We start from the raw sequence: 22,394 nt of genomic DNA, 5'->3' as shown, positions 1-22,394 counted from the left end.
GATGCCATGACGCTGATTGCCAGTGATCAATTCAGAATCGTCGTAGGTCTGGGCAAAACGGGGCTTTCCTGTGTCCGGCATCTGGCACGCAAGGGCGTGCCTTTTGCCGTTGTGGACAGTCGTGAAAATCCGCCCGGGCTGGATGAATTACGCGCATTGTGCCCGGAGGTGGAGCTGCGCTGCGGGCCGCTGGATGGCGAGTTCCTGTCGCGCGCCGACGAACTGATCCTGAGCCCCGGCGTGGCCCAGTCCGAGCCGGCGATCCGCCAGGCGGTGGCGGCCGGGGCAGCCCTGAGCGGCGATATCGACCTGTTCTGTCGTGAGGTCAGTGCGCCGATCGTCGCCATCACCGGCTCCAACGCCAAGAGTACGGTCACCACGCTGGTCGGCGAGATGGCCAGGGCGGCCGGTATCGATGTCGGCGTCGGCGGCAACCTGGGCTTGCCGGTGCTGGATATGTTGGCCCAAGGGGAGCAGGCGCTGTACGTGCTGGAACTGTCCAGCTTCCAGCTGGAAACTTGCAACGATCTGCGTGCCGCGGTGGCCACGGTGCTGAATGTGAGCCCCGACCATATGGACCGCTACGACGACCTGCAGGGCTATTACCAGGCCAAGCACCGGATCTACCGTGGTTGCCGTCATGCGGTGGCTAACCGGCAGGACCCGCTGTCGGCGCCGCTGCTGCCGATGGGCGTGCCGCAGAGCAGTTTCGGCCTCGATAAGCCGGATCTGAAGCAGTTCGGCATCATCGATCAGCACGGCGAGCGCTGGTTGGCACAGGGTCTGGAGCCCTGGCTGCCGGTGTCGGCACTGAAGGTCCGTGGCGATCACAACGTCGCCAATGCGCTGGCGGCATTGGCGCTGGGCAGCGTGGTTGGCCTGCCGAAAGAGGCGATGCTGCAGGCATTGCGCGATTTCGCCGGCCTGGAGCACCGCTGCCAGTGGCTGCGCGAGCACAATGGCGTGAGCTACTTCAACGACTCCAAGGGCACCAATGTCGGCGCCACGGTGGCGGCGCTGGATGGGCTGGGGCCGACACTGCCGCAGGACGGCAAGATCCTGCTGATCGCCGGTGGCGACGGCAAGGGCGCCGATTTCGCCGAGCTGGATGCACCGCTGCGTCGCTACGGCCGTGTAGCGGTGCTGATCGGCCGCGATGCGCCGCGTATCCGCCAGGCGCTGTCGATCGAGTGTGTCGATGCCGGTGATATGGCCGAGGCGGTGGCGCAGGCGGCCAGCCTGGCCAAGCCGGGTGATATCGTGCTGCTGTCGCCGGCCTGTGCCAGCTTCGACATGTTCAACAGCTTCAACCACCGTGGCGAGGTGTTTATGCAGCAGGTGGAGGCGCTCTGATGGAGCGTATCTGGTCGCAATGGTTTGCGCCGCAGGCGCCGGCCCGGGTGTTGCCGTTCGACCCCGGTGTGCTGGCTTGCGCGGTCACGCTGATGCTGACCGGATTCGTGATGATCACCTCGGCGTCGCTCGACGTGGCCGAGCGTACCACCGGCACGCCGCTGTTCTACATGGTACGGCAAGGGATTTTCATGAGCCTGGCTTTGACTGGCGCGGTGCTGGTCTACCGGATACCCACCGCGTTCTGGGAGCGTACCGGCCACTGGTGGATGCTGGGCGCGGGCCTGCTGCTGATCGCGGTTCTGATCCCCGGTATCGGCCGTTCGGTGAACGGCTCGCAGCGCTGGCTGCCGCTCGGGCCGCTGAACCTGCAGGCGTCCGAGGTGGCCAAGTTCTGCATGGTGATGTACATGGGCGGCTACCTGGTGCGCCGGCTCGACGAAGTACGCTCCAGCTGGCGGGGGGTCGCCAAACCGGCACTGCCGTTGGGGATCTTCGTGATCCTGCTCTACCTGGAACCGGACTTCGGTGCCCTGGTGGTGCTGATGGGCACGGTGATGGGGATGATCTTCCTCAGCGGTATGCGCGCCACGCAGTTTTTCATGGTGTTGGCCGGCGCGGTCGGCCTGCTGTCGCTGTTCGTCGGTCTGCAGCCCTACCGGGTGGCCCGCTTGCAGAGCTTCCTGGACCCCTGGCAGGACCCGTTCGGCACCGGCTACCAGCTGTCGCAGGCGCAGATCGCCTTTGGCCGTGGCGAGTGGACCGGCACCGGGCTGGGCAACAGCGTACAGAAGCTGTTCTACCTGCCGGAGGCGCACACCGACTTCGTGTTCTCGGTACTGGCCGAGGAGCTGGGGATGGTCGGTGCGTTGCTGGTGCTGCTGATCTACGCGGTGATGGTGGTGCGGATGTTCCGCATCGGCCGCCGTGCAGAACAGTTGCGAGCCTTCTTCCAGGCCTACGTGGTGTACGGCTTTGCGATCATTTTTGCCGGCCAGGCGTTGATCAATATCGGCGTTAACGTCGGCGCGCTGCCAACCAAGGGGCTGACCCTGCCACTGGTCAGTTATGGCGGCAGTAGCCTGCTGGTCAGCTGCGCGATGCTGGCGGTGGTGTTACGGATCGATTACGAGTTGAAACGGATGCAGCAGGACGAGCTGCTTGAGGAAAACGGATAGATGAGTGCTGAGCAGAAAACTGCCCTGGTGATGGCCGGTGGTACCGGTGGTCACGTGTTCCCGGCGCTGGCCACCGCCCAGCTGCTGCAACAGCAGGGGGTGCATGTCGAATGGCTGGGCACAGCGCGGGGCATTGAAGCCGAGGTGGTGCCCAATGCCGGCATCAAGCTGCACTGCATCGAGGTCAGCGGTTTGCGTGGTAAGGGCAAATTAAGCCTGCTGCTGGCACCCTTCAAACTTGTGCTGGCGCTCTGGCAGGCGATCGGCGTACTGCGCCGGGTCAAGCCGGACGTGGTGCTGGGGATGGGCGGTTTCGCTTCCGGCCCCGGTGGCCTGGCGGCCTGGCTGCTGCGTCGGCCGCTGGTGATCCAGGAACAGAACGCCATTGCCGGGTTGACCAACCGGATCTTGGCCCGCTTCGCCGATACCGTGGCCGAAGCGTTCGGCGGTGCCTTCAAGGGGCGCGATACGGTGGTCACCGGCAACCCGGTACGCGGGCCGATTCTCGATCTGCCGGTGCCGGCCGAGCGGGCTGCACAGCGACAGGGCCCGCTACGACTGCTGGTGGTCGGTGGTAGCCTGGGGGCCAAGGCGATCAACGACCTGCTGCCGGCGGCGCTGGCCGAGCTGCCGAAAGAGCAGCGCCCGGAGGTCTGGCACCAGACCGGCAAGCGTAACTTCGATACCACCCAGGCGCTTTATACGGCGCACCGGGTGGACGCCAGGGTGGTGCCCTTTATCGAGGATATGGCCGAGGCGTACGGCTGGGCGGACCTGGTGCTCTGTCGGGCCGGCGCGTTGACGGTCAGCGAGCTGATGATCGCCGGCGTGGCGGCGGTGTTGGTGCCTCTGCCCCATGCCGTGGACGATCACCAGACCGCCAACGCCAGCTACCTGGCTGAGGCCGGTGCCGCCGTGCGGGTGGCGCAGGCGGAATTGAATGAACAGAAATTGAAGCAGTTGCTGGCCGAGCTGGCCGATCGCGAAAAGCTACTGGCGATGGCCGGGCAGGCACGGCAACTGGCGAAACCGGAGGCGGGCCGACAGGTTGCGGCGCTCTGTCTGGAGGCGATGAAACGATGAGCAACGGCAGCAAGATGAGCCGCTACGATGTACCCGAAATGCGCCGTATCCGTGGCATCCACTTCGTCGGGATTGGCGGCGTGGGGATGTGCGGCATCGCCGAGGTGCTGCTGAACCAGGGCTATCGGGTCTCCGGTTCCGATATCCGCCGCTCGGCGACCACCGACCGGTTGGCCGAACTGGGCATCGAGATCTTTATCGGCCATGGTGAAGAGAACGTCGCCCGGGCCGATGTGGTGGTGGTGTCCACCGCGGTCAACGAGGCCAACCCGGAGGTCAAGGCGGCGCGTGAACGGCGGGTACCGGTGGTGCGCCGGGCCGAAATGCTGGCCGAGCTGATGCGCTACCGGCACGGTATCGCGGTGGCCGGCACCCACGGCAAGACCACCACCACCAGTCTGATGGCGTCGGTGTTCGCCGCCGCCGAGGAGGACCCGACCTTCGTTATCGGCGGCCGGCTGAACAGCGCCGGCACCAACGCCCAGCTCGGCGACAGCCGTTACCTGATCGCCGAAGCGGACGAGAGCGACGCCTCCTTCCTGCACCTGCAGCCGATGGTGTCGATCGTCACCAATATCGACGCCGACCATATGGAGACCTACGGCGGCGATTTCTCGGTGCTGCGCAAGACCTTCGTCGATTTCCTGCACAACCTGCCGTTCTATGGCCTGGCTGTGCTCTGCGTCGACGATCCGGTGGTGCGCGAGATCATGCCGCAGGTGAGCCGGCCGATCCTCACCTACGGGGTTGGTGAGCAAGCCGATTTCCGGGCGGTCGATATCCGTCAGGACGGTATGCATACCCACTTCCGAGCGTTGCGACCGGACGGTCATGAGGATCTGGATATTACCGTCAACATGCCGGGCCGGCACAACGTGCTGAACGCCCTGGCGGTGATCGCGGTGGCCACCGACGAGGGGCTTAGCGACGCGGCGATCTGCCAGGGACTGAAGAATTTCGAAGGGGTCGGGCGGCGTTTCCAGGTGCTCGGCAACCTGCCGGTGGATGGCGGCGAGCTGATGCTGGTGGACGACTACGGTCACCACCCGCGCGAAGTGCAGGCGGTGATCAGGGCGGTGCGCGAGGGCTGGCCGGACAAGCGGCTGGTGATGGTTTACCAGCCGCACCGCTTCACCCGTACCCGCGATCTGTACGAGGATTTCGTTCAGGTGCTGTCCGAGGTGGACGTACTGCTGCTGCTGGAGGTCTATCCGGCGGGCGAGCAGCCGATCGCCGGTGCCGATAGCCGTAGCCTGTGCCGCAGCATCCGTCAGCGCGGCCGGCTTGATCCGATTTTCGTCGAAAGCACCGACCAGGTGGCCGAGCTGCTGCGCGACATTGTCGAGCCGGGTGATCTGCTGCTGACCCAGGGCGCCGGCGATATCACCGCGATGGCACACCGGCTGAAAAGCGAGGACCTGACAGGGGGGAACGGAGCATGACTGATTTCCGGATTTCGGCCGACGAGGCCCGCGAACTGGGCCGGGTGGCGGTGCTCTACGGCGGCAATTCGGCCGAGCGGCCGGTGTCACTGAACAGCGGCCGCGAGGTACTGGCCGGGCTGCAGCGGGCCGGCGTCGATGCCTTCGGCATCGACCTGTACGGCGAGGACGGCAGCCTGCACCCGATCGAGCAGCTGATGGCCGCGCACTGCGATCGCGCCTTCGTGATCCTGCATGGCCGCGGTGGCGAGGACGGCACCCTGCAGGGGGTACTGGAGATGCTCGAGATCCCCTATACCGGCAGTGGCGTGGCCGCGTCGGCGCTGGGGATGGACAAGCTGCGCACCAAACAGCTGTGGTCCGGCGCCGGCCTGCCGACGCCGCCCTATGCGGTGATCGATGAGCATACCGAGCTGGACGCGGTGGTCGAGCGGCTCGGGCTGCCGATCATGATCAAGCCGGCCCACGAGGGCTCCAGCATCGGCATGGCCAAGGTCGAGAGTAGCGATGAGCTGGCCCAGGCGGTTGCGCGGGCGCGCGAGTTCGACAGCTGCGTGCTGGCGGAACGCTGGATGACCGGTGCCGAGTTTACCGTGACGGTACTGAATGGCCGGGCGCTGCCGGCGATCCGGCTGGAGACGCCGAACAGCTTCTACGACTACAGCGCCAAGTATCAGAGCGACAGTACCCGCTACCTGTTCGAGCACGGCCTGAGCGAGGCCGAGTACGCCGAGCTGGAACGGCTGGTGTTGCGCGCTTTCGACGCCGTCGGTTGCCGCAGCTGGGGACGGGTCGACGTGATGCAGGATGGTGACGGCAACTTCCAGCTGCTGGAGGTCAACACCAACCCGGGCATGACCGATCACAGCCTGGTGCCGATGTCGGCCCGTCAGGCGGGGATCGGCTTCGAGCAGCTGGTGGTCGAGATTCTGCGGAGCGCGGAATAACGCGATGATCCGGCAGCGTTGGCAGGCAACGGTCGAGTCGGTTGCGCAGCGGGTCGGACGTTCCGAACTGGCACTGTCCGACGATCAGGATGGCTGGTGGCAGCCGCTCTGGACGTTCAGTGCGCTGGTGTTTTTCGCCATCGTGCTGCTCAGCGTCTGGCGCTCGGTCTGGGATTGGCTGGATAGGCCGATCACCGAGTTGCAGATCAGCGGCGAGGTGCGCCACCTCGACCGCCAGGCGCTCGGCGAGCAGCTGGAGCCGGTGGTGCAAAGCAGCCTGCTGTCGCTGGATGTGGCAGCGCTGCGTGAGCGGGTCGAGGATGAACCCTGGGTGCGCCGGGCGGCGGTGCGACTGCAGTGGCCCGGTACCGTCCAGCTGTCGCTGGAGGAGGAGGTGCCGGTGGCGCGCTGGGGCAACAAGGGGTTGCTTAACCATCAGGGCGATATCTTCTGGCCGGAGTTGAAAAAGGAATATCGCGGGTTGCCGAAATTGAGCGGCCCGGCCCGGGACACCGCCAAGGTGATGGCTGAGTTTCACGATCTCAACCAGCTGTTTCGGCAGGTCGGCTTGAGTATCACCGCGCTGAACCTGGAGGCGCGCGGGGCCTGGACGCTGACGCTGGATAACGGTATCCGCGTGGTGGTTGGGCGGGAAGGGATTAACGAGCGGCTGAGCCGGTTCCTGAAGTTGTATCAGAGCCGGCTGGCGGAGCGGGCCGCCGAGATCGAGCAGGTCGACATCCGCTACACCAACGGGGTGGCGGTAGCCTGGCGGCCCAAGGCTGAACAGAATTCTAACGAGTAGATAGCAGACGATGGCGATAGAAAACAACATGATCGTAGCGCTCGACATAGGCACCTCCAAGGTGGTCTGCCTGGTCGGCGAGATCACGCCGGACGGAGAGATCGAGCTGGTGGGGATCGGCTCGCATCCGTCGCGTGGCCTGAAGCGGGGCGTGGTGGTGAACATCGAATCCACGGTCAGCTCGATCCAGCGGGCGGTGGAAGAGGCGGAACTTATGGCCGGGTGCAAGATCCACTCGGTGACCGTCGGTATCGCCGGCAGCCATATCAGCAGTCTGAACTCGCACGGCATCGTCGCGGTTCGCGACCGTGAAGTAACCGACTACGACCTGGAGCGGGTGATCGACGCCGCCCGGGCGGTGGCGATCCCGGCCGATCAGCGGATCCTGCACATCCTGCCGCAGGAGTACGTGATCGATAACCAGGAGGGGATCAAGGAGCCGTTGGGGATGTCCGGCGTGCGGCTGGAAGCCAAGGTTCACCTGGTGACCGGTTCGGTCAATGCGGTGCAGAACATCGAAAAGTGCATCCGTCGCTGCGGTCTCGAGGTCGATGCCATCGTGCTGGAGCAGCTGGCGTCCAGTTACTCGGTGCTGACCGAAGACGAAAAGGAGCTCGGCGTCTGCATGGTGGATATCGGCGGTGGCACCACCGATATCGCGATCTTCACCGGCGGGGCGATCCGGCATACCGGGGTGATCCCGATCGCCGGCGACCAGGTGACCAACGATATCGCCATGGCGCTGCGTACACCGAGCCAGCATGCCGAGGAGATCAAGATCAAGTACGCCTGCGCGCTGGCCCAGCTGGCCGGCGGCAGCGAAACGATCAAGGTACCCAGCGTCGGCGACCGGCCGCCGCGCGATCTGTCGCGCCAGGCGCTGGCCGAGGTGGTCGAGCCGCGCTATGACGAGCTGTTCACGCTGGTGCAGGCGGAACTGCGCCGCTCCGGCTTCGAGGACCTGGCCGCCGCCGGCATCGTGCTGACCGGTGGTACCGCCAAGATGGAGGGCGCGGTCGACCTGGCCGAGGAGATCTTCCATATGCCGGTGCGGCTGGCCAAGCCGCAGGGCGTGCGCGGCATGGAGGACATCATGCACAACCCGATCTACGCCACCGGCATGGGGCTGCTGCTCTATGCCCGGCAGAACCTGGACCGCAGCGCGCCGCTGGTTCAGGAGGAGATGCCGGTACCGGAGCGGGTGCCGGGCGACAATATTTTGGGCCGGATGAAAGCCTGGTTTCAGGGCAATTTCTAAGTATCCGGCCGGGCCGTAAAGCAACTAATCAGTGACCAGAATGGCGCCGGAAGGTAGTGGCAGGCGCTATTGGGAGGAAGGGGAAATGTTTGAACTGGTAAACAGCGTTCCGGCGAACGCGGTGATCAAGGTGATCGGTGTCGGTGGCGGCGGTGGCAATGCCGTCCAGCACATGGTCGCCAGTGAGGTTGAAGGGGTCGAGTTCATCTGCGCCAATACCGACGCCCAGGCGCTCGACAATATGCGGGCCAAGACGGTGATTCAGATCGGCGGCGAGATCACCAAGGGGCTCGGTGCCGGTGCCAATCCGGAGGTGGGCCGCCAGGCGGCGATCGAGGATCGTGAGCGGATCGCCGAGATGCTCGGCGGTGCCGACATGGTGTTCATCACCGCCGGCATGGGCGGCGGTACCGGCACCGGTGCCGCGCCGATCGTTGCCGAGGTCGCCAAGGAGATGGGTATCCTGACCGTGGCGGTGGTCACCAAGCCATTCCCGTTCGAGGGCCGCAAGCGGACCAGCATTGCCATCGAGGGGATCAAGGAACTGCGCGAATCCGTCGACTCGCTGATCATCATTCCGAACGAGAAGCTGATGCAGGTGATGGGCCGCAACTGCAGCCTGCTGAATGCGTTCAGCACCGCCAACGACGTGCTGAAAGGGGCGGTGCAGGGGATCTCCGACCTGATCATGCGACCGGGCATGATCAACGTCGACTTCGCCGACGTGCGTACCGTGATGTCCGAAATGGGCATGGCGATGATGGGTACCGGTTCCGCCACCGGCGAGAACCGCGCCGGCGAGGCGGCCGAGAAGGCGATCAAGAGCCCGCTGCTGGAAGATATCGACCTGAAGGGCGCCTCCGGCCTGCTGGTCAACATCACGGCCGGCCTGGACCTGAGCCTGGGCGAGTTCTCCGAGGTGGGTAGCCTGGTTGAGGAGTATGCCTCCGACGAAGCGACCATCGTGGTGGGTACCGTTATCGATCCGGAACTTACCGATACCCTGACGGTCACTGTGGTGGCGACCGGCCTGGACAAGCCGCGTGAGGAGATTCGCGTGGTCAGCAACAAGGTGGCTCCGGCAGCACCGAAACCTGAAGACATTGAAGTGCCGACGGTGCTGCGCCGCCGCAAGGAGGAAGCCCTGCTGGATCCGGGTAAGCCGGCACCGACACGGGACGAGTCGCCGCAGACGGAGTCCGGTGTGGCGGATGATGAGATGAGTTATCTCGATATTCCGACCTTCCTGCGTCGCCAGGCGGACTGACGAACAGACGAACAGACGGGCCAGCGGACTTGAACGTCTGGCGATGGGGCATGCCGGCCGGTGGTCGGCTTGCTGGACGGGCCGTCATTTTGTTAACATGCGCGGGGGCGTTCTCAAGCATTCAGTCAAAGCTGTTGTCCCTGAAAAGTTGCCAGGCAAGGCGTGAGGAGTGACGTTTGGTTTATTCCAAATGAACGACGAACAACGCGGTATGGCGTTTTTTCAGGAGCAACCCGAAGGGCCGGGCCCCTTTCCCCTCCACAGTGGCGTTATCGTTCGCTTATGTAGAATGACTACAGGGCGTTTATTGTGCCTTGCTGTGGGGGAAAGGGGCCCGGCAGCACTGAATGACTGAGAGCGCCCCCCTAAATTTGGCCTCACTCTTTTTCGGCGGAAAGAATGATCAGACAGAGAACTCTGAAAAACAGCATCAAAGCAACGGGCATCGGCCTGCATACTGGTAGCAAGGTCTACCTGACATTGAAGCCGGCACCGGTCGATACCGGTATTGTTTTCCGTCGCGTGGACTGTGATCCGGTGGTCGAAATCGAAGCGCGGGCCGATAACGTGGTCGATACCACGCTGTCGACCAATCTGGCGAAAGACGGCGTGCGCGTCTCTACCGTCGAGCACCTGCTGTCGGCATTGGCTGGCCTGGGTATCGACAACGCCTATGTCGAGCTGAGCGCCGAAGAGGTGCCGATCATGGACGGCAGTGCGGCGCCGTTCGTGTTCCTGATTCAGTCCGCCGGTATCGCGGAACAGGATGCACCGAAACAGTTTATCCGGATCAAGAAGGAAGTGACCGTCAGCGCCGATGACAAGTACGCGACCTTCCGTCCGTTCGACGGTTTCAAGGTTGGCTTCAAGATCGATTTCGAGCACCCGGCGTTCGAAGGCCGTAACATGGAAGCCTGTCTGGACTTTTCCAGCACCTCTTTCGTCAAGGAGGTTAGCCGGGCCCGCACCTTCGGTTTCATGCGTGATATCGAGTACCTGCGTTCACAGAACCTGGCGCTGGGCGGCAACTTCGACAATGCCATCGTGGTCGATGACTACCGGATCCTGAATGAAGACGGCCTGCGCTACGACGACGAATTCGTCAAGCACAAGGTGCTGGATGCGGTCGGCGACCTCTACCTGCTGGGCAAGAGCCTGATCGGCGAGTTCTTCGGTCATAAGTCCGGCCACCACCTGAACAACATGCTGCTGCGCAAGTTGCTGTCGCAGGCGGATGCCTGGGAGATCGTGACCTTCGAAGGTCAGGAGGCCGATGCGCCGATCTCCTATCAGAAGCCAGTGCTGGCGGTCTGAACCAGCATGGGCATGCATTGAAAAAACCGAACCCCAGGGTTCGGTTTTTTTGTATTTCCCGCCATGTCCCCGCGCGGATATTGGGCGATGACCGGGGATTGCCACCGGTCGAGCAATTAATTCCGGCTTGAGATTCTATTCCTTGCCCCAATATGGGTAGAATGTTGAATCGAAAGATTACCCGTGCCATGGGAATGGCTTTATATTCAATAGGTTGATAGACGTAGACATGCTGGGCTCACTGTTAAAGAAGGTCTTCGGAAGTAAGAACGATCGCGAACTCAAGCGAATGGGTCGGATCGTCAAACAGATTAACGCGCTGGAAGCGGAACTGGCGTCGCTTAGCGACGACCAGCTGAAAGCCAAGACCGTCGAGTTCCGGGAGCGCCTGGCTGGCGGTGCCACCCTCGACCAGATCTTGCCGGAAGCCTTCGCGGTGGTACGCGAAGCCTCCAAGCGGGTGATGCAGATGCGCCATTTCGACGTCCAGCTGATCGGTGGTATCACGCTGCACGAGGGCAAGGTAGCCGAGATGCGCACAGGTGAGGGTAAGACGCTGGTGGCGACCCTGCCGGCCTACCTGAATGCGCTGGGCGGTGACGGGGTGCATGTGGTGACCGTCAACGACTACCTGGCGAGTCGAGACGCCGAGTGGATGCGTCCGCTGTACGAATTCCTTGGCCTGAGCGTTGGCGTGGTGCTCTCCCAGCAGCACCCGGAAACCAAGCGGGCGGCCTATGCGTCTGATATCACCTACGGTACCAACAACGAATTCGGCTTCGACTACCTGCGCGACAACATGGCGTTCAGCCTGGCCGAGAAGGTCCAGCGGGAGTTCAATTTTGCCGTCGTCGACGAGGTGGACTCGATCCTGATCGACGAGGCGCGTACCCCGTTGATTATCTCCGGTCCGGCGGAAGACAGCTCGGCGATGTACCAGAAGATCAACACGCTGATTCCGCAGCTGAAGCGCTACGAAGGCGAGATCGATCCGAAGGATGATCAGCAGCAAATCGAAGAACACTTCGTGGTCGACGAGAAGAACCGCACGGTGGAGCTGACCGAAGCCGGTCACCAACTGGTCGAGGAACTGCTCAGCCAGCACGGTTTGCTGTCCAACGGCGACAGCCTCTACGCACCGCAGAACCTCAACCTGCTGCACCATGTACTGGCCGCCTTGCGGGCTCACCAGCTGTTCCAGCGCGACCGTGACTATATCGTGCAGGACAACCAGGTGGTGATCGTCGACGAACACACCGGTCGTATCATGCCGGGCCGCCGTTGGTCGGAAGGTCTGCACCAGGCGGTGGAAGCCAAGGAGGGGGTCAAGATCCAGCTGGAGAGCCAGACCCTGGCCTCGACCACCTTCCAGAACTACTTCCGCCTCTACGACAAGCTGTCCGGGATGACCGGCACCGCCGATACCGAAGCCTTCGAGCTGCGCCAGATCTACGGCCTGGACGTGGTGGTGATCCCGACCAACCGGCCGATCGCCCGTAAGGATGGCAACGATGCGGTGTTCCTGACCATGGAGGAGAAGTACGAGGCGATCGTCGACGAGATCCGTCAGTTGCAGGACAAGCAGGCGCCGGTGCTGGTCGGTACCGCCTCGGTCGAGTCCTCTGAATTGCTGTCGGCCTTGCTGAACAAGGAGAAGATTCAGCACGAGGTACTGAACGCCAAGAACCACGCCCGCGAAGCCAGCATCATTGCCGATGCCGGTCGTCCGGGCGCGGTGACCATCGCTACCAACATGGCCGGTCGTGGTACCGATATCGTGCTGGGCGGCAAGCTGGAAGTCGAACTGGCGGCGCTGGGAGAGGACGCCGACGAAGCCACCATTGCCGAAGCGAAAGCGGCTTGGCAGAAGCGCCATGAACAGGTGCTGGCCGCCGGTGGTCTGCATATCATCGGTACCGAGCGTCACGAGTCACGTCGTATCGACAACCAGCTGCGCGGCCGTGCCGGCCGTCAGGGCGATCCGGGTTACTCGCGTTTCTTCCTGTCGCTGGAAGATGACCTGATGCGGATCTTCGCCTCCGAACGGGTGCGCCAGTTCATGCAGGCGCTGGGGATGGAGCGCGGTGAAGCGATCGAGCACAAGATGGTCACCAACGCCATCGAGAAGGCGCAGCGCAAGGTGGAAGGACGCAACTTCGATATCCGTAAAGCGCTGCTGGAATACGATGATGTGGCCAACGATCAGCGTACCGTGATCTACGGTCAGCGTAACGAGCTGATGGCCAGCGACGATATCTCCGAGACCGTCGACGCGGTGCGTGCCGAGGTGGTCGACAACGCCATCAGCGAGTACATCCCGCCGCAGAGCCTGGAGGAGCAGTGGGACGTGGCCGGCCTGGAGAAGGCGCTGGATACCGAGTTCGCCATCAAGGCGCCGCTGCGGCAGTGGCTCGACAGCGACGACTCGCTGCATGAGGAGTCCCTGCGCGAGAAGATTCAGCAGGAAGTGGTCAACGCTTACCGCCAGAAAGAGGAGCAGGTCGGTGTCGAGACCATGCGGCTGTTCGAGAAGCAGGTGATGCTGCAGGTTCTCGATACCCTGTGGAAGGAGCATCTGCAGACCATGGATCACCTGCGCCAGGGCATTCATCTGCGCGGCTACGCGCAGAAGAACCCGAAGCAGGAGTATAAGCGCGAAGCCTTCCAGCTGTTCCAGGAGCTGCTGGAAAACATCAAGCGTGACGTGATCCGGATCCTGAGCCATGTTCAGGTGCGCCAGCCGGAAGATGTCGAGGAGATGGAGCAACAGCGCCGCGAGCAGGCCGAGCGCCAACAGATGAATTATCAGCACGAGCAGGCCGGTGCGATGGCTGCCGCCGAATCGAGTGACGAGGGCGAGGCAGAGGCTGATACCGCCGTGGCCACTTACGTACGTTCCGAAGCCAAGGTGGGCCGTAACGATCCCTGCCCCTGCGGTTCCGGTAAGAAATACAAACAGTGCCACGGTAAGCTGAGCTGAGACCTGCTGTAGGGCGTCTTCCGGGGCGCCGGTAGAACGCCTGTCGGCGTTTGGCTGGCCGGGTCCAGCCCTGCCTTGTAGCTGCGGGTTGCTACGGAGCTCTAGGGTGGGCGCGCTTTTGGCGCCCACACGAATATTGACGATTTCATCCGGAAAGCAGCTTTTTAGCTGCTTTCCTACGTTTACGGAGAATTAAAAATGGCTGTAGGTCCTGATACTCTTCCGACATTGCACCCGGTGGCCGGCTTCAAGCTGGGTATCGCATCAGCTGGAATCAAGAAGCCGGGCCGCCGTGACCTGGTGCTGATGGAGCTGAACCCGGAGGCGGCGGTGGCCGGCGTGTTCACCCGCAACGCGTTTTGTGCCGCGCCGGTGCTGATCTGCAAGGATCACCTGGCCCGCTCCAGTGCGCGCTATCTGCTGACCAACACCGGTAACGCCAATGCCGGCAACGGTGAGCAGGGGATGGTCGATGCCAAGCGTTGTGTCGATGCGGTGGCGCAATTGTGCAATGTGGCGACCGAGCAGGTATTGCCGTTCTCCACCGGCGTAATCGGTGAAGCGCTGCCGGTCGACAAGATCCTGGCGGCGCTGCCGGCGGCCAAAGAGGCGCTGGCCGAGGACAACTGGGCCGAGGCGGCGGTGGCTATCATGACCACCGATACCCGGCCGAAGGGGGCCTGCGAGCAGTTGGAGATTGCCGGCCGTACGGTGACCATCACCGGTATCTCGAAAGGCTCCGGCATGATCAAGCCGAACATGGCCACCATGCTTGGTTATGTGGCGACCGATGCCAAGGTGGACCAGCCGTTGCTGCAGCAGTTGCTGAGCGAGGCGACCGAGCGCTCCTTCAACCGCATCACCGTCGACAGCGATACCTCCACCAACGATTCCTGCATCCTGGCGGCGACCGGCACCAGCGGCGTAGAGATCAGCAGTGGCGATGAAGTGGCGGCGTTCGCGGCGGCGCTGAACCGGGTGATGCTGACGCTGGCCCACGCCATCGTGCGAGACGGCGAGGGTGCGACCAAGTTCATCGCCGTGCAGGTCGAGAAGGCGGCCAGTCAGCAGGAGGCGCTGGATGTCGCCTACACCATCGCTCACTCGCCGCTGGTCAAGACAGCACTGTTCGCCTGCGACCCGAACTGGGGCCGGATCCTGGCCTGCGTCGGCCGTGCCGGCGTGGAAAATCTGGATCTCGAAGCGTTGCAGATCTGGTTGAACGACGTCTGCATCGTCGAGCACGGCGGTCGTGCCAAGAGCTACACCGAAGAAGCCGGCCAGGCGGTGATGAACCTTGAGGAGATCTGTATCCGGGTGGTGCTGAACCGGGGTGAGCTGGCCGAAACCGTCTGGACCACCGATCTGTCGCACGACTACGTCAGCATCAACGCCGACTACCGTAGCTGAGGATCCGAGGTTCGATGGCTAAGCTGATCCATGTCGCGGCGGCGGTGATCGTCGATGGCGCCGGCAGGGTATTGCTGGCGCAGCGGCCGCAGGACAAGCACCAGGGCGGCCTGTGGGAGTTTCCCGGCGGCAAGGTGGAGCCGGGCGAGCCGGTGGTGCAGGCGCTGGGCCGCGAGCTGGACGAGGAGCTGGGTATCCAGCTGCGCTCGGCCCGACCGTTGATCCAGGTGCCGCACCACTATCCCGACAAGTCGGTACTGCTGGATGTTTACCGGGTCGACACCTTCGACGGCGAGCCCTATGGCCGGGAAGGCCAGCCGGTGCGCTGGGTGCCGGTCGACCAGTTGGCCGAATACCCGTTCCCGGCCGCCAACCGGCCGATCGTCACGGCAGCCCAGCTGCCATCGCGGCTGCCGATCACCGGCCCGCTGGCGGATCCGAACCAGTACCCGGAGCGGATCGCCGCAGCGGTCGATCACCATCGCCTGGAGGTGGTGATGCTGCGGGCACCGGAGCTGGCCGAACCTGAGCTGGAAGCGCTGGCGCAAAAAGTACAGCTGCTGGCCGAACGGCAAGGTTTCCAGCTGATCCTGAATGGTAGCGTAGAGCTGGCCAATGCGGTCGGCTGTGCCGGTCTGCACCTCAATCATCATCGGCTGATGGCGTTGACCGAGCGGCCGGTATTTTCCGGCCGCTGGCTGGGAGCGTCCTGCCACAACGCTCAGGAACTGGCGCGGGCGGTGGAACTGGAGCTGGATTACATCTGCCTGTCGCCGGTGCAGCCGACCGGCTCCCATCCCGATGTCGAGCCGCTTGGCTGGCAAGCTTTCCAGCAATTGGTTGCGGAGCTGCCGATGCCGGTGTTCGCGTTAGGTGGGGTGGGCGAGCAGGAGCTGGCGCGCGCCTGGCAGGCGGGCGCCCAGGGGGTGGCCGGGATCAGTGCCTGGTGGGGGTGAACGGCTGTTCCCCCTCGTCCATGCCGGTGCTGTAGTCGTCGTATTCGTCCTGGGTGCTCTTGGCCGGGATCTTGTAACCCTCGCTGGCCCATTCGCCCAGGTCGATCAGTCGGCAACGCTCGCTGCAGAACGGGCGGGCCTTGTTTTCCGGATTGAACAGTGCGGGTTTGCCGCAGTGCGGGCATTTTACGGTTCGGCTCATAAGGGATCGGCTTGTCTTGCTGTTCGTTACTTTTAGTTCGGATCTCTTATCCGTACCTACTATTCGGATTCGCTCTCGCGTGAGGCGGCCTGCAGTAGCTGCTGATGCAGCTTGTCTACCTGGGCCTCCAGCTGAACCAGGTCGCCACTGTTATCCAGTATAGTGTCCGCCTTGCTGCGCCGTTCCTCGCGTGACATCTGCGCCGCCAGGATCGCCCTGATCTGCTCTTCGCTGCTGTTGTCGCGCAGCCGGGTACGGCTCAGTTGCTGGCTCTCGTCGGCATCCACCACCACGATATGGTTGACCAGCAGGTGCTGGTCGGTCTCCAGCAGCAGCGGTGACACCAGCAGGGTGTAGCTCGACTGGGATTCCTCCAGCTGCTGCAGGATGCGGTCGCGGATCAGCGGATGCAGCAGCTGCTCAAGCCAGGTGCGCTGCTTCTCGCTGGCGAAGACGATGCTGCGCAATTTGCTGCGGTTCAGCTCGCCGGAGTCGGTCAGCACTTCGTCGCCGAAATGCTGCTGGATGCGCGCCAGCGCCGGTTGGCCGGGTTCAACGACCTGCCGGGCCACCATATCGGCATCGATTACCCGGATTCCCTTGGCTTGCAGGCGGTTGGAAACGGCGGTCTTGCCGCTGCCGATACCGCCGGTGAGTCCTACAACGTACATGGGTCTGCCTACAGTAACTGAAGGTATGCGTTAGTGATCTGGTCCCCCCAGAGTACCGCGATCCAGCCGGCGATGGCGAGGAACGGACCGAAGGGAATTGGATTGTCTTTGTTCTGCCGGCCGGTTGCAATCATCAGGATGCCGATCACCGCGCCGACCAGCGCCGACAGGGTGACGATCAGCGGCAGCATCGGTGCGCCGGCCCAGGCGCCCAGCGCGGCCAGCAGCTTGAAGTCGCCGTAGCCCATCCCCTCCTTGCCGGTCAGTAGCTTGAAGCCCCAGTAGACCGACCACAGCAGCAGGTAGCCGGCAACGGCACCGAACACCGCCAGGTGCAGGCTGGTGAACAGGCTGTAGCTGTTGACCAGCAGTCCGGCCCAGAGCAGCGGCAGGGTCAGCCGGTCGGGCAGCAGCTGATGATCCAGGTCGATCATCAGCAGGCTGATCAGGAACCAGGTCAGCAGCGCGAAGGCGATACCGATCTCGTTGAAACCGAAGTGATAGATGCCGTAGGTGGAGGCGATCGCGGTGAACAGCTCGACCACTGGATAACGCAGCGGGATAGACCAACTGCAGCTGGCGCAGCGGCCACGCAGCAGCGCGTAGCTCAGCAGCGGGATGTTGTGGTACCAGTGGATCACCTGCTGGCAGCTGGGACAGCTGGAGGCCGGCTTGGCCAGGTTGTAGGTCTCCGGTTCAATCTCTTCCCCGTTGGCCTCCCGCACTTGCGTCTGCCACTCCAGTTCCATCATCCGCGGCACCCGGTGGATCACCACGTTCAGGAAACTGCCGATGCAGAGTGAAACGATAAAGCTGACCGCCAGCCCTGTGATCGGCTGGTCGGCAAATAGATCGAAATACATGGGTATTCTCTAATTTAAAAATTATCAGACCACCTGGCCCAGCTGGAAGATCGGCAGGTACATGGCGATCACCAGGCCGCCCACCAGCACCCCGAGGATCGCCATGATCAGCGGTTCCAGCAAGCTGGACAGGTTGTCCACCGCATTGTCCACCTCCTCCTCGTAGAAGGACGCGATCTTGTCCAGCATCAGCTCCAGCGAGCCGGCCTCCTCGCCGATGGCGATCATCTGCACCGTCATATTGGGGAACACCCCGGTCATATTGACCGCGTTCTGCAGCGATTGGCCGGTGGAGACGCCATTGCGGATCTGGATGATCGCATTGCGGTAGACCACGTTGCCGGAAGCGCCGGCGGCCGAATCCAGTGCGCTGACCAGCGGTACCCCGGCGGCGAAAGTGGTGGACAGAGTGCGGGCGAAACGGGCGATCGCCGCCTTGTGCAGAATCGGACCGAGTACCGGAATCTTCAGTACTGCCCGGTCGATAGCCTCGGCAAACTTGCGTGACCTTCTCTTCAGTCTCACAAGGAAGTAGCCGCCCGCCAGCATTGCCCCCAGGGCAACGTACCACCATTTCTGGGCAAATTCGGACAGACCGATCACCAGCAGCGTGAAGGCGGGCAGGTCGGCGCCGAAGCTCTTGAAGATATCCTGGAACTGCGGCACCACCTTGACCAGCAGGATCGCCGATACCACGATACCGACCACCACCACCGCGGCCGGGTAGGTCATCGCCTTCTTGATCTTGCCCTTCAGGCTCTCGGTCTTCTCCTTGTAACTGGCGATCCGTTCCAGCATGGTCTCCAGCGCGCCGGACTGTTCGCCGGCCTGCACCAGGTTGCAAAACAGGTCGTCGAAATAGAGCGGAAAACCGCGCAGGGCGGTGGACAGGTCGGTACCGCTGTTGACGTCGCTGCGGATCTTCTGGATCACCTCGCGCAGCTTGTCCTTCTCCACCCCGTTGGCGACGATATCGAGCCCCTGCAGCAGCGGTACCCCCGCTTTCATCATCGTGGCGACCTGGCGGGTGAAGATAGCGATATCCAGCGCGCTGATCTTCTTGTTCTTCTTGCTGAGAAAGCCGATCGAGCGCTCGGCGGACACCTTGGTCGGCGTAATTCCCTGCTTGCGCAGCTGCGCCTTGGCCATCGACAGATTTTCGGCTTCGATACGGCCTTCGCTACGGTTGCCGCTCTTGTCCTTGCCCTGCCATTGAAAGGGTTTCAGCTTGAGGGTTTTGGTTGCCATTCAATCCTGTCCGTCAGGTTTTGATTACCCGGTTGAGTTCTTCCAGGCTGGTAATGCCGCGGGCCACTTTCAGCAGGCCGTTTTCGCGCAGGGTCTGGAACCCCTGCTGGCGGGCGACGCGCTGTAGATCCAGCGCATTGGCGTTTTCCATGATCGCTTCGGAGATCGGTTCGGTTACCGCCAGCATCTCGTAGACGCCCACCCGGCCTTTATACCCCTTGTTGCATTTATCGCAACCCTCGGGATTGGCTTCGAACAGCATGGCGGTTTGCAGTTGCGCTTCGCTGAAGCCCTCCTCGAGCAGGGTGGATTCCGGCAGTGAGGCGGGGCGCTTGCAGCTTTCGCACAACCGGCGCGCAAGCCGCTGGGCGATGATCAGGCTGACCGAGGTGGCGATATTGAAGCCCGGCACCCCCATATTACGCAAGCGGGTCAGGGTTTCCGGCGCGCTGTTGGTGTGCAGTGTGGACAACACCATATGGCCGGTCTGAGCCGCCTTGATGGCGATCTCGGCGGTTTCCAGGTCACGGATCTCGCCGACCATCACTACGTCCGGGTCCTGGCGCAGGAAGGCACGCAGCGCCTCGGCGAAGGTCAGCCCCACCTTGGAATTCACATGAACCTGGTTGATCCCCTCCAGCTGGATCTCGACCGGATCCTCCGCCGTGGAGATGTTGCGCTCGTCGGTATTGAGGATATTCAGCCCGGTATACAGGGTCACCGTCTTACCGCTACCGGTGGGGCCGGTCACCAGGATCATCCCCTGCGGCTTGTGCAGGGCCTTCAGCAGGGTTTCCCGCTGTTGCTCCTCGAAGCCGAGCGCCTCGATGCCCATCTTGGCGCTGCTGGCATCCAGCAGACGCAGTACGATCTTCTCGCCCCACAGGGTTGGCAGGGTGTTGACGCGGAAATCGATCGAGCGCTTCTGGGAGATCTTCAGCTTGATGCGGCCATCCTGCGGCACCCGCCTTTCTGAGATATCCATCTGCGACATCACCTTCAGCCGGGCGGCCAGCCGGGGGGACAGGTTGCTGGGCGGTTTGGCGACCTCCTGCAATACCCCGTCGATACGGCTGCGGATACGGTAGCTCTTCTCGTAGGGCTCGAAATGGATATCGGAGGCACCGCTGTTGACCGCATCCAGCAGGATTTTGTTGATAAAGCGCACGATCGGCGCATCGTTGGCGCTTTCCTCGGCATCGTCCGCCGCTTGCTCCGGCTTACCCTCGTCGATCTCCAGGTTGTCCAGGTCGGCGTCATCCAGCTCGCCGAGGGCTTGGCCGCCATGGTCGGCCAGCGTTTCGATCGCCTGCTTGAGTTTGTCCTCCTCCACCAGGATCGCCTCGGTGGCGACGCCGGCCTGGAACTTGAACTCGTCCAGTGCCTGGATATTGGTCGGGTCGGACAGCGCCACGAACAGCCGGTTATTGCGCTTGACCAGCGGCAGGGCGTTATGGCGGTGGATCAGCTCCTCGGTGATCAGGCCAGACGGTATCGCATCCATGCTGAAGGCCGACAGGTCCAGCAACGGGATGCCGAACTCGTCGGAGGCGGCCGACGCGGCGGTGTAGGCACTGACCAGCCGCTGTTCGATCATGTAGCTGATCAGCGAGCTGTGATTTTCGCGCGCTTTTTTTACCGCATCGCGGGCCACCTCTTCGGTGAACACGCCGTCCCTGACCAGGCGTTTGGCCAATCCGCTAAGTTGTTGAGCAGGCTGCACGGTTTCCCCTTGCTTGTGACCGGCTGGACCGAACTGTTTCAAATCTGAAAATAGCATCGAACGGTCATATTGGGGAAGTATTCGGAAAGTATTCTTTATTCATCGCTCAACTACTTGACTTAATAGGGAAACTGGGCGAAAACATAGGTGGGCTGGTTGTGAAGTAAAACTTCATATAGAACGATTTCGACGCTGGAGAGGTAATCATGAAACGTCAACAAGGCTTTACACTTATCGAACTGATGATCGTCGTGGCGATCGTCGGTATCCTGGCTGCCATCGCGCTGCCGGCTTATCAGTCTTACACTGCCCGCGCTCGCTATGCCGAGGTTATCTCGGCGGCAAGCCCGGCCAAAACTGCGGTGGAAGTCTGCGTACAGACCGGTATCCCGGCTGACTGTTCTACCATCGTTGAACCGGCAGGCTGGTCTGCAGGTGGTCAGGTGACTTCTGTAACTCTGGGTGGTGACGCTACTGCTTACACCATTACCGTTGTGCCGGTCGCATCCAATGGCATTGCAGCAGCAGATACTTATGTTTTGACCGGTACTCCCGGAGCCGGCACGGTCACCTGGGGGATAAGTGGTGGTTGTACAACGGCTGGTCTCTGCTGATCTAGCCGCAGTCTGTATCCAAAAAAAACCGGAGCACGGCTTGCCGTTCTCCGGTTTTTTATTGCCCGCGTAACCCGACCCTCCACTATCGCCGCAGTGGCAACCCCTCCTTGATCCGCTATGATGTGGCCTCGATTTTTTAGTTTTTTCATTTTTTAGTACCGGACCCGATCACTTATGAAACGGAACCTTATCATCCTGCTGATTGCCGCCTGTGTCGGTGTCACCTGGTATATCAACTCCACCCAGAAAGGATTGGATGCGGCCCTGAAGAGTGCCGTTGAACAGGATATCCTGGCCGACGAACGTTTCCCGGCCCGGCCGGTCTGGTGGGAGGGCGACAAGGTGCTGGCGGTGGGCGTGGTGCCACAGCAGGGCAGTGAGAATCATGATGCCGACGCAGAAAAGGTCTGCCGGATACTGCATAAGCACGGCATTGGCGAGCTGCTGGTGGAGGTCTACGACGTACTGAAGATCCAGAGCGAGGATGACTGGCAGCGGATCGGTTCGTCCCGTTGCCCGAGCCTGCCGTAACAGGATTCTCGAACCACACTTTTTGGAGGTCGCTGAAGCTGCCCGGCCGGGTAAGCTTATCCGTGCCCCACGGATTTGTTTGGAAATTCGCGGATGTCGCCCTCGGTACCCAACGGGCATGCCAAGCGGGCTGCTACGGCAGAACCTTCGTAGCAGCGGGCTCCGACCGCGATGGATCTGGCGGGGTCCGCGGATGTCGCCCTCGGTACCCAAGGGGCATGCCAAGCGGGCTGCTACGGCAGGACATTCGTAGCAGCGGGCTCTGACCGCGATGGATCTGGCAGGGTCCGTGGGTGTCGCCCTCAGTACCCAAAGGGCATGCCAAGCGGGCTGCTACGGCAGAACATTCGTAGCAGCGGGCTCTGACCGCGATGAATCTGGCGGGGTCTGCGGATGTCGCCCTCGGTACCCAAGGGGCATGCCAAGCGGGCTGCTTGTATCTCTCGTTGATGGGTGATTAGCTACCGCCCATCGCAAGGAGCCGGTGAGCCAGGCGGGCTGCGAAGTCGAAAAGACTGCCCTGTAGATGAGGCCCCGGCTCCTATT

General features: G+C 62.6%; 19 protein-coding genes. 14 read left to right on the top strand and 5 right to left on the bottom strand.

Annotated features, from left to right (window positions below; genetic code table 11):
• Nucleotides 1-6: 6 nt before the first annotated feature.
• The 12 genes from murD to K6T12_RS08275 all read left to right on the top strand — a co-directional run bounded on the left by murD (nucleotide 7) and on the right by K6T12_RS08275 (nucleotide 15,993).
• Nucleotides 7-1,353 (top strand): UDP-N-acetylmuramoyl-L-alanine--D-glutamate ligase, encoded by a 1,347-nt coding sequence (gene murD, locus K6T12_RS08330; RefSeq protein WP_222221367.1) that lies wholly within the window; start codon nucleotides 7-9, stop codon nucleotides 1,351-1,353.
• Complete coding sequence (gene ftsW, locus K6T12_RS08325) at nucleotides 1,353-2,531, top strand: putative lipid II flippase FtsW (protein WP_222221366.1); 1,179 nt, start codon at nucleotides 1,353-1,355, stop codon at nucleotides 2,529-2,531. Before murD ends, ftsW begins: the two co-directional genes overlap by 1 nt.
• A complete protein-coding gene (gene murG, locus K6T12_RS08320) occupies nucleotides 2,532-3,614 on the top strand; it encodes an undecaprenyldiphospho-muramoylpentapeptide beta-N-acetylglucosaminyltransferase (protein WP_222221365.1) in 1,083 nt (360 codons plus the stop codon).
• On the top strand, nucleotides 3,611-5,056 hold the full coding sequence (gene murC, locus K6T12_RS08315) for a UDP-N-acetylmuramate--L-alanine ligase (RefSeq protein WP_222221364.1): 1,446 nt from the start codon (nucleotides 3,611-3,613) through the stop codon (nucleotides 5,054-5,056). The genes murG and murC overlap by 4 nt, the downstream gene beginning before the upstream one ends.
• Complete coding sequence (locus tag K6T12_RS08310) at nucleotides 5,053-6,003, top strand: D-alanine--D-alanine ligase (RefSeq protein WP_222221363.1); 951 nt, start codon at nucleotides 5,053-5,055, stop codon at nucleotides 6,001-6,003. Before murC ends, K6T12_RS08310 begins: the two co-directional genes overlap by 4 nt.
• A 4-nt stretch (nucleotides 6,004-6,007) precedes the next feature.
• Nucleotides 6,008-6,808, top strand: coding sequence for a cell division protein FtsQ/DivIB (locus K6T12_RS21700; RefSeq protein ID WP_222221361.1), 801 nt, complete (start codon nucleotides 6,008-6,010; stop codon nucleotides 6,806-6,808).
• A 10-nt stretch (nucleotides 6,809-6,818) separates the two neighbouring features.
• On the top strand, nucleotides 6,819-8,066 hold the full coding sequence (gene ftsA / locus K6T12_RS08300; RefSeq protein ID WP_222221359.1) for a cell division protein FtsA: 1,248 nt from the start codon (nucleotides 6,819-6,821) through the stop codon (nucleotides 8,064-8,066).
• Between the two features lie 85 nt (nucleotides 8,067-8,151).
• Entirely contained in the window at nucleotides 8,152-9,333 is a 1,182-nt protein-coding gene (gene ftsZ, locus K6T12_RS08295) for a cell division protein FtsZ (protein WP_222221357.1), read from the top strand.
• A gap of 399 nt (nucleotides 9,334-9,732) precedes the next feature.
• Entirely contained in the window at nucleotides 9,733-10,647 is a 915-nt protein-coding gene (gene lpxC / locus K6T12_RS08290; RefSeq protein ID WP_222221355.1) for a UDP-3-O-acyl-N-acetylglucosamine deacetylase, read from the top strand.
• Between the two features lie 229 nt (nucleotides 10,648-10,876).
• Nucleotides 10,877-13,627 carry a preprotein translocase subunit SecA gene (secA, locus tag K6T12_RS08285; protein WP_222221354.1) on the top strand — a complete coding sequence of 917 codons (2,751 nt, stop codon included), beginning with the start codon at nucleotides 10,877-10,879 and terminating at the stop codon, nucleotides 13,625-13,627.
• A 198-nt stretch (nucleotides 13,628-13,825) separates the two neighbouring features.
• The gene (argJ, locus tag K6T12_RS08280; RefSeq protein ID WP_222221352.1) at nucleotides 13,826-15,037 is read left to right on the top strand and encodes a bifunctional glutamate N-acetyltransferase/amino-acid acetyltransferase ArgJ; all 1,212 of its coding nucleotides are present in this window, start codon (nucleotides 13,826-13,828) and stop codon (nucleotides 15,035-15,037) included.
• 14 nt (nucleotides 15,038-15,051) lie between these two features.
• Entirely contained in the window at nucleotides 15,052-15,993 is a 942-nt protein-coding gene (locus tag K6T12_RS08275) for a Nudix family hydrolase (protein ID WP_222221350.1), read from the top strand.
• On the opposite strand, the gene K6T12_RS08270 is transcribed toward K6T12_RS08275, so the two are convergent.
• Genes K6T12_RS08270 through pilB form a run of 5 tightly spaced genes read right to left on the bottom strand, consistent with a single transcriptional unit; the run spans nucleotide 15,974 to nucleotide 20,757 of the window.
• Nucleotides 15,974-16,195, bottom strand: a complete 222-nt coding sequence (locus tag K6T12_RS08270; protein WP_222221348.1) for a DNA gyrase inhibitor YacG — start codon at nucleotides 16,193-16,195, stop codon at nucleotides 15,974-15,976. The two genes, K6T12_RS08275 and K6T12_RS08270, sit on opposite strands and share 20 nt — an antisense overlap.
• Nucleotides 16,196-16,254: 59 nt before the next feature.
• A complete protein-coding gene (gene coaE / locus K6T12_RS08265; protein ID WP_222221346.1) occupies nucleotides 16,255-16,866 on the bottom strand; it encodes a dephospho-CoA kinase in 612 nt (203 codons plus the stop codon).
• 8 nt (nucleotides 16,867-16,874) lie between these two features.
• Nucleotides 16,875-17,729: a prepilin peptidase gene (locus tag K6T12_RS08260; protein ID WP_222221345.1), complete on the bottom strand. Its 855-nt coding sequence runs from the start codon at nucleotides 17,727-17,729 to the stop codon at nucleotides 16,875-16,877.
• A 24-nt stretch (nucleotides 17,730-17,753) separates the two neighbouring features.
• Nucleotides 17,754-18,977 (bottom strand): type II secretion system F family protein, encoded by a 1,224-nt coding sequence (locus tag K6T12_RS08255; protein WP_222221343.1) that lies wholly within the window; start codon nucleotides 18,975-18,977, stop codon nucleotides 17,754-17,756.
• Between the two features lie 13 nt (nucleotides 18,978-18,990).
• Nucleotides 18,991-20,757 carry a type IV-A pilus assembly ATPase PilB gene (gene pilB / locus K6T12_RS08250; protein WP_222221341.1) on the bottom strand — a complete coding sequence of 589 codons (1,767 nt, stop codon included), beginning with the start codon at nucleotides 20,755-20,757 and terminating at the stop codon, nucleotides 18,991-18,993.
• A gap of 149 nt (nucleotides 20,758-20,906) precedes the next feature.
• Between pilB and K6T12_RS08245 the strand changes: the two genes are divergently transcribed.
• Both K6T12_RS08245 and K6T12_RS08240 read left to right on the top strand, forming a co-directional pair.
• Nucleotides 20,907-21,314, top strand: coding sequence for a pilin (locus K6T12_RS08245; RefSeq protein ID WP_222221339.1), 408 nt, complete (start codon nucleotides 20,907-20,909; stop codon nucleotides 21,312-21,314).
• A 177-nt stretch (nucleotides 21,315-21,491) separates the two neighbouring features.
• Complete coding sequence (locus K6T12_RS08240; protein ID WP_222221337.1) at nucleotides 21,492-21,848, top strand: hypothetical protein; 357 nt, start codon at nucleotides 21,492-21,494, stop codon at nucleotides 21,846-21,848.
• The last annotated feature ends 546 nt before the right edge of the window (nucleotides 21,849-22,394 follow it).

This window comes from Marinobacterium arenosum (assembly GCF_019795155.1).
Classification (GTDB): domain Bacteria; phylum Pseudomonadota; class Gammaproteobacteria; order Pseudomonadales; family Balneatricaceae; genus Marinobacterium_C; species Marinobacterium_C arenosum.
This window is presented reverse-complemented; position numbering and strand designations above follow the sequence as displayed.